This is a genomic window from Pedobacter sp. AC402 (assembly GCF_979252805.1).
Map to the genome: position 1 here is coordinate 471,246 of NZ_CEEDAI010000011.1, position 13,558 is coordinate 484,803.

At 40.3% G+C, this 13,558-nt stretch carries 13 protein-coding genes; 9 read left to right on the top strand and 4 right to left on the bottom strand.

Annotated features, from left to right (window positions below; all coding sequences use genetic code 11):
- Nucleotides 1-36: 36 nt before the first annotated feature.
- From AC0IWE_RS20960 to AC0IWE_RS20995, 8 genes are all read left to right on the top strand, one after another.
- Entirely contained in the window at nucleotides 37-588 is a 552-nt protein-coding gene (locus AC0IWE_RS20960) for an RNA polymerase sigma factor (RefSeq protein WP_055904226.1), read from the top strand.
- Between the two features lie 10 nt (nucleotides 589-598).
- The gene (locus AC0IWE_RS20965) at nucleotides 599-952 is read left to right on the top strand and encodes a hypothetical protein (protein WP_200912256.1); all 354 of its coding nucleotides are present in this window, start codon (nucleotides 599-601) and stop codon (nucleotides 950-952) included.
- A gap of 617 nt (nucleotides 953-1,569) precedes the next feature.
- Nucleotides 1,570-1,836: a hypothetical protein gene (locus tag AC0IWE_RS20970; RefSeq protein WP_471794598.1), complete on the top strand. Its 267-nt coding sequence runs from the start codon at nucleotides 1,570-1,572 to the stop codon at nucleotides 1,834-1,836.
- A gap of 5 nt (nucleotides 1,837-1,841) precedes the next feature.
- On the top strand, nucleotides 1,842-2,075 hold the full coding sequence (locus AC0IWE_RS20975; RefSeq protein ID WP_055904235.1) for a hypothetical protein: 234 nt from the start codon (nucleotides 1,842-1,844) through the stop codon (nucleotides 2,073-2,075).
- A 5-nt stretch (nucleotides 2,076-2,080) separates the two neighbouring features.
- Nucleotides 2,081-2,473: a glycosyltransferase gene (locus AC0IWE_RS20980; RefSeq protein WP_055904238.1), complete on the top strand. Its 393-nt coding sequence runs from the start codon at nucleotides 2,081-2,083 to the stop codon at nucleotides 2,471-2,473.
- Nucleotides 2,474-2,637: 164 nt separating this feature from the next.
- Nucleotides 2,638-2,979 (top strand): Hsp20/alpha crystallin family protein, encoded by a 342-nt coding sequence (locus AC0IWE_RS20985; protein WP_471794599.1) that lies wholly within the window; start codon nucleotides 2,638-2,640, stop codon nucleotides 2,977-2,979.
- 183 nt (nucleotides 2,980-3,162) lie between these two features.
- Nucleotides 3,163-4,392: a DEAD/DEAH box helicase gene (locus AC0IWE_RS20990; RefSeq protein WP_471794600.1), complete on the top strand. Its 1,230-nt coding sequence runs from the start codon at nucleotides 3,163-3,165 to the stop codon at nucleotides 4,390-4,392.
- 70 nt (nucleotides 4,393-4,462) lie between these two features.
- Nucleotides 4,463-5,374 (top strand): AEC family transporter, encoded by a 912-nt coding sequence (locus AC0IWE_RS20995; RefSeq protein WP_471794601.1) that lies wholly within the window; start codon nucleotides 4,463-4,465, stop codon nucleotides 5,372-5,374.
- A gap of 89 nt (nucleotides 5,375-5,463) precedes the next feature.
- On the opposite strand, the gene AC0IWE_RS21000 is transcribed toward AC0IWE_RS20995, so the two are convergent.
- A complete protein-coding gene (locus AC0IWE_RS21000) occupies nucleotides 5,464-6,891 on the bottom strand; it encodes an L-serine ammonia-lyase (RefSeq protein ID WP_471794602.1) in 1,428 nt (475 codons plus the stop codon).
- Between the two features lie 110 nt (nucleotides 6,892-7,001).
- Here AC0IWE_RS21000 and AC0IWE_RS21005 point away from each other — a divergent pair, with 110 nt between their 5' ends.
- A complete protein-coding gene (locus AC0IWE_RS21005) occupies nucleotides 7,002-7,493 on the top strand; it encodes an RDD family protein (RefSeq protein WP_471794603.1) in 492 nt (163 codons plus the stop codon).
- Here the strand turns inward: AC0IWE_RS21005 and AC0IWE_RS21010 are convergent.
- Genes AC0IWE_RS21010 through AC0IWE_RS21020 form a run of 3 tightly spaced genes read right to left on the bottom strand, consistent with a single transcriptional unit; the run spans nucleotide 7,474 to nucleotide 13,531 of the window.
- The gene (locus AC0IWE_RS21010) at nucleotides 7,474-8,133 is read right to left on the bottom strand and encodes an MgtC/SapB family protein (protein WP_463492188.1); all 660 of its coding nucleotides are present in this window, start codon (nucleotides 8,131-8,133) and stop codon (nucleotides 7,474-7,476) included. The genes AC0IWE_RS21005 and AC0IWE_RS21010 overlap by 20 nt on opposite strands.
- Nucleotides 8,134-8,156: 23 nt before the next feature.
- Nucleotides 8,157-9,179: a PorP/SprF family type IX secretion system membrane protein gene (locus tag AC0IWE_RS21015; protein WP_055904259.1), complete on the bottom strand. Its 1,023-nt coding sequence runs from the start codon at nucleotides 9,177-9,179 to the stop codon at nucleotides 8,157-8,159.
- The gene (locus AC0IWE_RS21020) at nucleotides 9,176-13,531 is read right to left on the bottom strand and encodes a PKD domain-containing protein (protein WP_471794604.1); all 4,356 of its coding nucleotides are present in this window, start codon (nucleotides 13,529-13,531) and stop codon (nucleotides 9,176-9,178) included. The genes AC0IWE_RS21015 and AC0IWE_RS21020 overlap by 4 nt, the downstream gene beginning before the upstream one ends.
- Nucleotides 13,532-13,558 lie beyond the last annotated feature (27 nt).

Here is a 13,558-nt window from a genome sequence, read left to right on the forward strand (position 1 = left end):
GTTTCATCCGTTTACTGAATTATTAAACAAAATTTAGTGCCAACAAACGAGCCTCAAAATATCATTTCAACCGTTGCCAACTATGGTAAACGCCTATTCAGTTTCATCCGCGGCAGGGTGAATACAGATGAGGATGCAGAAGATATTTTGCAGGATGTTTGGTTTCAGCTCAGTAATCAACCTGAGGCAGGTGCCATTGAACAGATCAGTGGTTGGCTTTACCGGGTGGCCAGAAATAAAATCACTGATAAATACCGGAAGCAGAAAGAAGAATCGTTAGAAGATTTCACTTTTGAGGGCGAGGATGGCGAGATTAATTTTAAAGAAATTTTGCTTGCCGAATCTTTCTCGCCAGAGGAGGAGAGTTTAAAAAAACTCTTCTGGGATCAGTTGTTTTTGGCCCTTGAGGAACTTCCAGAAAACCAACGCTATGTTTTTGTTCAGAATGAACTGGAGGAACGCACCTTTCAGGAGTTAGCTGATGAAAGCGGCGAAAATATTAAAACACTAATATCAAGAAAAGGTTATGCAGTAAAACACCTGCGGAGCCGTTTACAAAATTTATATCAAGAATTTATTAACTATTAAGTTTACAGACATGATGAATAGAAAATTTAATCGCGGTAAGAAATTCATGTTCTTTTTCCCTGTAGCAGTGCTTATTGCTGCGGTGCTGGGTTACGTAGTTATGTTTTTATGGAACTGGATTTTGCCTGAAATAGCGCATACAGGTAAGCTAAATTACTGGCAGGCAATTGGTTTACTTGTGCTGTGCAGAATATTATTCGGCAATTTTAATAAAGGCGGCCATGGCGGGCATAATGGTTTCCGTGAGCGGGCAATGGGTATGCGCGCCAAATGGGAGATGATGAATGAAGAGGAGCGGGCAAAATTTAAAGCGGAATATAAACGGAGATGTGGCGGATGGGGCCACTATCGTAACAAAGAATAATTGAAAGCTTTTAGCGAATCGTTATCTAAAAAGTAACGCGGAGCGATCTATTAAGACAGATTTCTCCATTTCGCTGCACTTCAGTCGAAATGAAGATTGATTTTTTTACTATCATACTAATAAGGACTTTCTACTTGCCATAAAGATTGCTTCGTCGGCTGAAAAAGCCTTCTCGCAATGACGATACCCGTTGGATATTCATTTCCTTAAAATCAGGTCACCTCCGTGCTTTCTGTGTTGCCGTGGCAAAAACTGATCTCTATGTAAAGCTGTGGCTAAAATCCTTGGACTACGCTACCATTAGCAGGCTTCAGTAAAGCGTCGGCTGAAAAAGCCTTCAGCAATGACGATACCCGTTGGATATTCATTTCCTTAAAATCAGGTCACCTCCGTGCTTTCTGTGTTTCCGTGGCAAAAACTAATCTCTGTGTAATTCTGTGGTTAAAATCCTTCCATTACGCTACCAACTAGAAATAACACAAGTATTTTAAAAAATCCTAAATAATTTAAAGTAAAAATAAAAGTCTTGCGTCTTCCTATATAAATAACAAAAACAACAGTATTGGTGCTTCAACTAATTTAAGGTGAATGGATTACAGTACTTAAAATTATAAGAGATGAAAAAAATATTAAAAACCATCGGATTCGGAATTGTAATCGGAGCAGCCGCTTTCTTCATACCATTTGTATTCAAATTTATATTCGCCGCAATGTTAATTGGCCTAATGTTCAGGGTGATTATTGGTAGAAGACGCCATCATTTCCACCATCGCTTTAACGGCTTCGAGCAATATTACAATCCAATTGTACCGATTGATAACCAATGGTACAGGCCAAATGTGCAAGGTAATGGAACAGTGAACAACATTAACGTAAATTATTAACAGCAATGAGAGCATTTAGAATATTATTAGCAATTGCTGTAGCAGCAGGCACTTTTTACAGCTTAAATGTATTGGCTGTTCAAAATGGTTACCGCGATCGGTTAGACTTTAAAAACAGGCATTACCATGATGATTGCCAGCAAGAGCATTACAGGAATCATAGTTTCAGCCATCACAATAGAAAAATGAATGATAGTGTGATTAAACCTATCGACAGTATAAATAAGGTAAACAGATAGAAATTATGTCGCAAGTACTTTTTTTAAGTGATCCATCTCAAGCGGATGTTCGGCCTATTTTAGGGATGGCGAATGATCTGATTACGAAAGGAGAAAAGGTAACCTTTTTCAGTTCTGATGAATTTAAGGGCTCCGTTGAGGAAATTGGTGCCGACTTTAAAGCATACAATCAGGAACTGAACATTTTTCGGGAGAAAAAAGAGGTGGCTGAAGATGAGAAACCGAAATCGGGATTGATTAGTGCACTACTTGAGCCAATGAAATTTATTGATGATATTTTGGTTCAGATAAGGGGTTTAAAATTTGATTATGCAGTTTTCTCACCATCATATCCTTATGCAAATATCATCACGCAATTATTGGGTATCCCTAAAACCGAACAACCGGTTTACAACTAACATTGGCTTGCCAATAAATTAACAGCATTAACAACAATTAAAAATTAAACACAATGTACAACGAACATAGATGCCATTCGGGCAAGATGCATAGCCGTTTCGGCTAAGGAGCAGGCAGATTTGGAAAACAATTTGGCGGGCCCTTTGGTCACCATAAATTTGGGATGTTTAACCAGGGATTTAGAAAAGTACCTGTAAACATCGAAGAAACGGAAAGCAGTTTTATTATTGAGCTTTTTGCACCTGCATTAGTTAAAACGCATTTAAAAGTGATTACTAAAGATGATGTATTAACGATCAGTTACCAGCCTAAAGAGGAGGCAGATGCTGAAAAAAAATACAACCGCAGGGAATACAGCAACGCTGGCTTTGAAAGGGCCTTCGGCTTAAATGGAAAGGTTTTATCAGATGATATTTCAGCACATTATGCTGATGGAATTTTAAAGGTTACGCTACCTAAAAACCCTGAAACGAATACACCGGAAAAAGATATTTTGGTAGACTAAGTTTCGTCTATTATAATTTCCAAGCCTCAATTGTTTTTTTACAGTTGGGGCTATTTTTTATGCTTTGCCAGAAAATGTAGTTTTTTTGCATCTCAAAATCGTTAAACTGTAGCTATATTGAAATGCGGTTTGCTATTCGCCGTATTTTAAGGTACTTTTGCTAAAAGACATAAACACAACAGATTGAATTTTAACGACTTTAATTTTAACCCCGATTTATACGAAGGCTTAATGGCCATGGGGTATAAAAGCGCTACTCCAATACAAGAACAAGCCATTCCAGTAATTTTAGACAATCATGATCTGATTGCCTGTGCACAAACCGGAACGGGAAAAACCGCCAGCTACCTTTTACCAGTAATGGATAAAATCAGCAAAGCTGCAGACAGACATAATAATACTTTGATATTGGCTCCAACACGCGAGCTGGCCCAACAAATCGACCTACAGGTTGAAGCATTGGCCTATTTTACAAATATCAGTTCATTAGCGGTATATGGCGGTGGAGATGGGATTGCATATGAGCAACAAAAACGCTCTATGCGCGATGGAGTGGATATTATCATTGCCACTCCGGGCAGATTAATGGCGCATTTATCATCCGGCGTATTAAAATTGGAGCATTTGCAGCATTTAATTTTAGATGAAGCCGATAGGATGTTGGACATGGGCTTTTATGATGACATTATCCGCATCATCAGCTACCTGCCAAAGAAAAGGCAAACACTTTTATTTTCGGCTACAATGGCGCCCAAAATAAGAACAATGGCAGGCAAGATTTTGCACGAACCGAAGCAAATTACCATTTCAATTGCTAAACCAGCTGAAGGAATTGATCAGCAAGCCTACAATATCCACGATCAGCAGAAACAGGCATTATTAACCGATATTTTTAAAAGCGGACAATACAAGAGCAGTATTATTTTCGTTTCGACCAAAGAAAAAGTAAAGGCTTTATACAAAACTTTTAAGGGTTTGGGCATTAAAGCAGAAGCCTTCCACTCTGATTTAGGCCAGAAAGAACGTGAAGATATTTTGTTGGCTTTCAAAAACCGCAGGCTGCCAATTTTAATCGGAACAGATGTTTTATCCAGGGGGATTGATGTTGAAGGTATTGATTTGGTAATCAATTACGATGTTCCCGGCGATCCGGCTGATTATGTACATCGTATTGGCCGTACTGCAAGGGCCGCCACAAAAGGAACCGCCATTACTTTAGTAAATGGAAGAGATAAGCGTAAATTCGATAACATCGAAAAACTGATTGAAAAAGAAGTTCCACGCATGCCTCTGCCCGAGAGTGTAGCCGCAATAGAAATTACACATGTTGAAGAAAAAAGACCTCAGCATAGTAATAATAATGGAAAGAAAAAGGTTTGGCATAAAAAGAAGAAGCCAAAACCATCTGCATAAATTATTAAAACGCCGATAAGTACAATTCTTATTGGCGTTTTTCTTTTATAAACTATCTTTGCGCAATTAGATGGCAAACTTCATTCTTATAGGTTTATGCATTTTAGCGGGTATTCTTTTCAGAAAAAGTAAATCGCTACCTAAAGATGCCCACAAAGGCATCAATGCCTGGATTATTTACATCGCACTCCCTGCAGTTTCTTTTAAATATCTTCCACATATTACCTGGACTAAAGATCTGTTATTTCCCGCCCTGGCACCGGTATGCATCTGGTTGTGCGGTTGGTTATTTATTACAATTTACAGCCGCATTACAAATATTAGTAAAGCAACTTCAGGCGGTTTAAAACTCACCAGTTCCTTAAGCAATACATCTTTTGTTGGCTTTCCGTTAATTGTAGCATATTTTAGCGAAAAAGAGTTGGCTATAGCCATTATCTGTGATCAGGTTACATTTACGCTATTATCTACCATTGGCATCATTGTAGCCATCCGTTCATCTCAAAATCAACAGTTAAGCACGAAATTGGTACTTAAAAAGGTATTGACATTTCCGCCGCTTATAGGTTGTATTTTAGCTTTAAGCATTCCACATTTTATTGATATTTCTGCTTTCGATCCATTGTTTGATAAATTAGCCGGAACGGTAGGTCCGCTGGCATTATTTTCAATAGGTTTACAGCTAAAATTCGGGGGTTGGTTTAGCGAACTAAAACACATCAGCTTTGCACTATTGTATAAATTAATTTTGGCACCCTTGGTTGTTCTGCTTGTTGCGCTTGCTTTGGGCATGAACGGAACAATTACCAAAATAACCATTTTCGAAATGGCTATGCCAACATTATTAACGGCTGGCGTGGTAGCCGATCAGTATAACCTTAACCCAAAGCTTTCTAATTTAGTGGTGGGCATCGGGATTTTGCTTTCTTTCATTACCACGGGTTTATGGTGGATGGTGCTCACTTATTCGGGCCTGGTTTAAGTATTCTTCAGTTATGAGCGGGGAAATACGAAATACTATCCTTGAAATAAAGGGTTTTAATCAATCATTTTATTCCTTAATGTCAGCATTTAACATTCAGGCAAACTGATCGGAATATTTGTTGCCAAACCACCATCAGATGTTTCTTTGTATTTGGCATTCATATCCAAGGCGGTTTCCCACATGGTATTTACCACGGCATCTAAACTCACTTTTGCTTTATCAGGATTACTTTGTAAAGCCAATTGACTTGCAGTAATGGCTTTGATTGCTCCCATTGTGTTTCTTTCGATGCATGGAATTTGCACCAGTCCGCCTATCGGATCGCAAGTTAAGCCTAAATGATGCTCCATGGCAATTTCGGCAGCCATTAAAACCTGCCTTTGCGAGCCTCCTAAACATTCTGTAAGTGCTGCGGCTGCCATAGCTGATGAAACTCCTATTTCGGCCTGGCAACCACCCATTGCTGCCGATATTGTTGCCCCTTTTTTAAAAATACTGCCAATTTCTGAAGCACAGGCAATAAATTGAATAATTTTTTCTTCACTATAACCATCACAAAAGGTTATAAAATATTGGAGTACCGCCGGAATTACCCCTGCCGCGCCATTTGTTGGTGCCGTTACCACACGCCCAAATGATGCGTTTTCTTCATTAACTGCCAGCGCGAAACAACTTACCCAATCTAACGTGTAATTAAAGCCGTTACCGCCTTTTTTAATGGCTTCTACCCAGGTATCATAGTTTGAATATTCGCTGTTGGCAATAAGGCGTTTATTTAATGGGAAGGCCCTTCTGGCAACATTTAAACCTCCAGGTAAAAAACCAGTAGTATGGCAACCACGATAAATGCAATCCCGCATTACGGCAAAATGTTGTAAAATGCCTCTTTTGGTTTCTGCCTCACTGCGCCAGGCCAATTCGTTTTCCATCACAATTTCGCTCACTTTTAAACCGGTTGAGAGGCACCAATGCAAAAGTTCTTTGGCTTTTTCAACAGGAAAAGGAAGATCAACCTGGGCTTTTTTACTGCTGTCTTCACCCTCTTTTACCACAAAACCACCGCCGATGGAGTAATAAGTTTCTGAAACTGCGGTTCCGTTTTTTAAAAACGCCTGAAAAGTAACCGCATTCGGGTGAAAGGGCAGGCTTTCTGCAAAGAGAAAAAGAAGGTCGTTGCTGTAATCGAAATCTATAATTAAACTACCAGCGAAATTTAGTTTTTTGTCTTTTTTTATGCTTTCAAAAGTAGGCGTAACCGCATCTACATCAAAAGTTACAGGATCAGCACCGGTTAAACCAAGTAAAATGGCTACGTCGGTTCCGTGGCCCACACCTGTTTTGGCAAGTGAGCCATATAACAATATTTTTATACCCTCAATTTCGTTAATTAAGTTGTTTTGAGCGAGCGATGCTGTAAATTGTTGTGCTGCACGCCATGGGCCAAGAGTATGTGAACTGGATGGGCCAATGCCTATTTTAAAAATATCGAAAACTGAAATCTGTTCCTTGATCATTATGATTATAGTTACACAAAGCTAGGATTGTTTTATGATTTTGGATAAATTAATTTTGCGCTATGGTGAAAATATTTTAACTTGGAAAGGTCTAATATAAACGCCTCAAAATGAACTTCGACAACAGTTATCAAGAAATTGATTTAGAATACTGCCGTGCCAGCTCTGGCAAAAGATTCGCTAATTATATTATAGATACAGCCGTATTTTACATCCTTGCATTTGGACTTGGTATAGTGATTGGCATTTTTAAGCGAAGCCTTTTAAATGATATTGATGACCTGGCTTTACGGTTAATTACGCTATTGTTTTATGGCATAGTAATGTTTATGACAGAGGCAATGTGCAACGGGAAATCGTTAGGTAAATTAATTACTGGTACAAGGGCAGTAAATTATGATGGTACTGATATGTCTTTTCAAAAAGCATTAGTTCGGAATATTACAAGGGCAATACCTTTTAATGCGTTAAGTGCTTTAGGTACTCCAAGTATCCCATGGCACGATCGCTGGTCGGACACAATGGTGGTTGACGAGAAAAAACTAGCATTACAAACCCAAAGGGTAGATTTGTTTGATTCGGTTAAAAATCAAACTCTATAATGTCATCATCTTTAAGCATCCGCTCTACAAATTTTTGATGGTTTTGTGGCGTACCGGTAGCAATCCAGTTCCCTGTGATAATATTATCCGCCAATTGGTGTTTTCCGCGCTGTGGTTTAAGTTTGCTCTCGCGAAAAACTTCCTCATAGCTTTCTAAATTGCCATGGGTATGCTGTTTTTTAACAATACGATATACTCTTTTAGTGAAACGGCGGTCGCCAATTTCTTCTAAAAAAGGAAAAATAATCAGCGCAAGTAAAACCACAATGGTAACCCCTATGGCCTGTTCATAATAACCAGAACCTACTGCCATACCAATTGCAGCAACAATCCAGATAATACAGGCCGTTGTAAGTCCTTTAACCCGGTTTTCTTCTTTAAAAATTACTCCGGCACCCAAAAAACCAATTCCGGTTACAATATTGGATGCAATACGGTCCTGACTGGTTGGTCCGATTTTAACGGATAAAATGGTAAATAATGTAGCTCCTAAACCGATCATCATCATGGTTTTAAGACCGGCAGATTTACTTCTGTATTCGCGTTCTGCGCCTATTATACCGCAAAGGAGAGTGGCCAATAAAAATTTATTGATTTCACTCTGTGTAATGAAATGGTTTTGATCTAGGATATCGTTCATTGCCTTGAATTATCAATGGCAAATTAGTAAAAATCGTAACATCTTAAGCCATTTGCCCGGCCACCGCTTGAACTATTTTGAAAATACTTTTCGTAACCTACTCCAATTTCGGATGTCCCACTTGTATTGCTATAATTGATTTTTGAAGTTGTAGCATCGTGACTGATGCCCAGCCTGAATTTTTCGCCATTGGTACGTCTGTTGAAAATATCAAATATTACAGAAAAAACAACTGCATCACTTCCGTTCGAATTGCCATCGTTGCGGTACCAAATGCCTGCATTTATACCGGCATATTTGTATTGCATGCCTACACTGAACGATTTTACATTGCCTTGTTTGTAGGCTACAATAGAAGGTATGAGGTAATTTCCATCGCGGTCGTACTCATCGGGTGCCAGGGTAAGTTTATAACTTAAATTGGCTGATATCCGCATGGGCAATTTGGCCTGGAAACCCGATAATGATTCATCCGGACGATTAAGGTGATGCGCTGCCAGGCCCATCATAAATTTGCCATAAACCAGGTTTGCACCAGCGTTGGCATCAAGATAAAACCGGCTATCTACACTTGGCCGCTCGGCACCAGAAACACTGCCCGGAATATAGCCTGTATTAATATCAATCTGATCGCCGAAAACAAGTTTATCCCAGTTTAATTTCTGATTGGTGATGCCACCCTGCAATCCGAACGACAGTGTAAAGTCATCACCCCCAATAATATACGAATAACTTAATGCAATATTGTTTTTTACCAGGTAAGCGGTACCCTCGCTGCTGCGGTTAAAAATAAGCCCAACACCGCTGTTTATCTGATGGAGGTTGAGGTCTCCGGAAGCACTCATATACGAAAAGTCGCTTGCCAAACCCGTCCATTGATTGCGGTATAGGGCATTAAACCTAATGTCGCCTTCAAATTGCCCCGTTAACGCCGGATTTAAGTAAATCGGCGCATTATAAAACTGCGAAAAAATATGGTCCTGCGCTAACATCATCAGCGGAAGCACCATTATAAACAAAACCAATATTATCCTTCTCCTCATCATCTTATTAAATATATTACGCCCGTTTTACGTGGAGGTGAAGAATCATAACTCATCCCTTTCCAATCGCTGCCATTAATAAATTTTATATCTATTTTCCAGTAATAAACACCTTGTGGCTGTTCCTGGCCTTTATATGTACCATCCCAACCTTCAATCGGCGAGCCATCATCAAGTTTACTTGTTTCCCATAGCAGTTGACCCCATTTATTGAAAACAGACATTTGCCATTCTTTTATGCCACGGCCCTTGGCTTTAAAAATTTTGATCTCGTTCTTCGCACTTGCAGGCATAAATGAATTCGGAATGTTCAAAAACCCGGGTACACCGATAATTCTTACGGATTGGAATGTAGTAGAAGAACAACCTTCTTTATTGAGCACTTTGAGGGTTACATTGTAAGTGCCCTCGTTTGCATAGGTATGGGTTGGATTTTGTAGGGTAGATCCCGATCCATCGCCAAATGTCCATTGCCAGCTTACCGCATTCGGGCTTACATCTTTAAAGCCAAATGTATAATTGGGAATAGAAGTTTCATTACCGGGTGTAACGGTAAATGTGGCTACCGGCGGGGCAACAATGTGAATAAAATCAGCTATTGTAGTACTATTGGTACAGGTTAAACTATTAGTAGTGGTTAAGGTTACGGCGTAATTTGCATTTGATCCTGTATAGGTATGCTGAGGCTCAAACTCATTCGAAATTGGTGAACCATCACCAAAATCCCAGCTGTAACTGATGGCACCAACACTCGTGTTTTTAAATTTAACGGCAAGGTTGGTACAACCTGTTGTTTTATCGGCACTAAAACTTGCTGTTGGTTGGGCAAGTACAGTTACCGTTTCGGTAGTGAAATTTTTTGAACAATCATTTTCCGCATCCAGTTTAATGGTGTATTTACCTGCTTTGGTAAAAGTGTAAGGAAAAACGCCCGTGGTGTTAGAAGGCAGTTGAATAATTTCGCCAGTATCTTCGTTGGTAAAGGTGTAAATAAACCGATTGGCACCGCTTGAATTGTTTACGAAATTTACTTTCCATGGCGCACAGCCTTTTTTCTCGTTTCCGTTAACAACCAGTTCTGCAATTACGTTATTTGGCGAAACTACAATGGTATTGCTGGATGTACTGGTGCCACAGCTGTTTTTCGCGGTCATGGTTACTATAAAATCTTTAACCACAAGCGTACTAAAGGTATGGCTTACTTTTCTTCTGTCAGGATAGATTTCGGGGGTACTGCCATCACCAAAATCGTAGGTATAAGTAGTACCTGTACTTTCTGGAGAAGTATTGTTAAAATTAACGAGCAGATCCGAACATCCTATGGTTTTATCCGGAGAAAATACCGAAACAGGTTTTGCATGCACCGTAACCGTTACTGTTTTTATAATTGGAGGTCCGCAGGGAACAGTGGTTTCTAAGGTAACATTATATACAGCATCTTTACCGGTCGGATCTGCCTGAAAAGTGATTGCTGGTGGCTGAGCCAGATTTGAAGTTGTACCATTGTCGAAATTCCATTTATAGGTTGCGCCATTAAGTGGGGTTGTGGTATTGGTAAAAGTTACATTAAGTGGCCCACAGCCATCAGTTGTACTTGCTGTAAATGAAGGGTTAATTACAGGAAGGCTGGTAAATATTTCACTTTTTTCATCGCTATTACAGCCTAAACTGCTGGTTACAACAAGTTTGATGGTTACACTTTCGTTTCCGTTTAAAATGGTGTAACCAGGAAAAGTTGGTCCCGTTCCAATCTGTACATTATTGGCAAACCAGGTATAAATGTTGTTCCTGTCTGGATATAAAGTTGCAGCAATATTGTTTGCATCAAGAATAAAAGGCGCACAGCCCACATTATTATTGTAAGTGATTTCTGCTTTGGCAGGCAGATTTACCGTTATTTTTATCTGGTTGCTAATATTGTTGCTACACGCACCGCCACTTACAGCTCGTCTGTAATAGATAGTTGCAGCAGGTGTTGGCGGGGTAAAACTTATTCCGGTTGCACCCAATACATCTGTCCATACGGTTCCGTTAGTGCTCGATTGCCATTGATAAGCATAAGTACCACTGCCTCCGCTTGGCGTGCTGCCTGTTAATTGTGCAGCTGCCGATCCGGTACAAATATTTTGATCTGCAGAAATCGTATTATTGGTTAAACCTGGCAAAACGGTAACCTGGATCGAATTGCTGATGGAGGTACAAATGGTACTGTTCACCAATCGCCTGAAATAAGTAGATAGGCTTACTACCAAAGTTAAATCCTTATTTGTTGCCGATGGAACATTTATCCATGTATTGCCGTCAGCGCTGCTTTGCCATTGGTAAGCAAATGTACCTGTTCCACCTGTTGGTGTGTCGCCTGTTATGGTAATGCTCTGCCCTGAGCAAGTTGCTCCAGCTAAAGGATTGATGTTATTGGTAACCGGTGGGTAGTAAACAATTGTAACTTCATCTACAGAAGGCGGACAGCCATTAAAACCAGAAATTGTCCACCTGAAAGTATAGGTTTGGCCAGGTACCAAGCCCGTTACAGTGGTGTTATATAGCGTAGGATTGGTGATAACGATACCCGTTTGTGAGGAAACCAGTGTCCATAAACCCGTGTTTGGCGCAGGATTGTTTCCGTTTAAGGTAATGCCATTTCCACTACACAAGCTTTGATCTGTACCTGCATTTGCGGCTACTGTGCCTGGGTTTACCGTAATGGTGGTTACTGTTGATATGGCTTCTGCGCAGCTTCCACTTTGTACCACCGCACGGTATTTTGTGGTGATGGCCAGGTTAGAAAATACATATGGATTTGCTGTGGAAGTAATGGTAGACCAGGTTACACCATTATCAATCGATTTTTCCCAGCGGATTACGTTTCCAACCTGCCCGCTTAAGGTAATGTTCCCACCATTTGCTCCTGCACATACATCTACATCACCCGCTGTTGTTCCTCCAATACTTAGGGGATTTACCGTAATCACCACATCATCGCTGGATGCAGCGCAATTTGCATCGCTGATTGTCCACCTTAATGTATAAGTATTGCCTGCCTGCAATCCAGAAACCGTAGTATTGCTTTGAGTATCATCTGCAAAAGTTATTGCCGTAGGTGCAGAAACAACAGCCCATTTACCCGTGCCAACTACAGGAGCATTTCCTTTTAAAATATAAGTGGTAGCATTACAAATTGCATCATCTGCACCAGCATTTGCCAGGGTTACATTTGGTAAAACTGTAATGGTGATGGTAATCGGCGTACCCGGGCAGCCGGTTGTTGATGTTGGTGTAACCACATAACTTACTGAGCCTGCGGTGGTGCCCGAATTGGTTAAAATATCATTTATCTGTGTGCCTGCAGCAGCTACAGTTCTGTTGCTGTTGCCCGTTACAGCGCCCGTTACCGTACTGGTATAGGTGTAGTTTACATTCAACAGGTTAGCTGATAGGGTGATGGCTGATGAAGTTGCATTACAGATTGTACCAGGTGCCGTTGCCGATACTATTGGGTTAGGTTTTACGGTTACCACGAAAGAGAATGGTGTTCCATCACAACCGTCTAAATGTGGTATAATTGTATAGGTAACGTTCGCATCAGTGGTAGGACCTGAATTGGTGAGCACATCGCCAATATTGCCAGTACCATTTGCAGTGTAGCCAATAGCAGTTCCGGTGGCCGTCCAGGTGTATGTAACGCCCGCCACGGCTGATGTGGGCGTGTAACCTACATTATTACCTGTACAAATGGTTTTACTGGCTGCGCTTGTTAAACTGATATCGGGTTTAATTTTTAAGATGATATCATCATTAATCTGGTTGCAGGGTGCCGCCAGTGCCGTTGTTACGCGAAGTTGTAAAGTAACGGTTCCTGCGGTTTTTTCGGCTGCAGTAGGTGTATAAACTGCGTTTAAATCGTTTCTGTTGGGTGTAAAAATTCCCTGACCGCCAACCCAAGTTTGAGTTGAAGTAGTACCTGTTATTGTTGCGCTGAGTGTAAAACTCGGGTCGTTGAAACAGATACTTTGATCTGCTCCGGCGTTAACCACAGGAGCTGTGCTAAATGTTAATACTTGCGTATCCTCTGCGGTACCGCAATTGTTTTTATGGATAACTTTAATTGTATAAGTATCGTAACTATCAAATTTTATAGATGGATATTTTGAATTTGCTGTTGTGCCTCCTGTAAAACTATATGTGCCGGTTCCGGTAGGGGTAACTGTCCATGTGTAAGTATCGGCTAAATCAAGTGTTGTACCTGAAATTGAAGTTTTAGTTGGGCCCGTTGTGGTGTTATTAAAATCGTAAGTGGCTAAATTACAAAGCGTAATATCAGGCGAAAGCGTTGCTACAGGACTCTGATTAACCACAACAGTTTGCGGTGCGCTAATAATTAC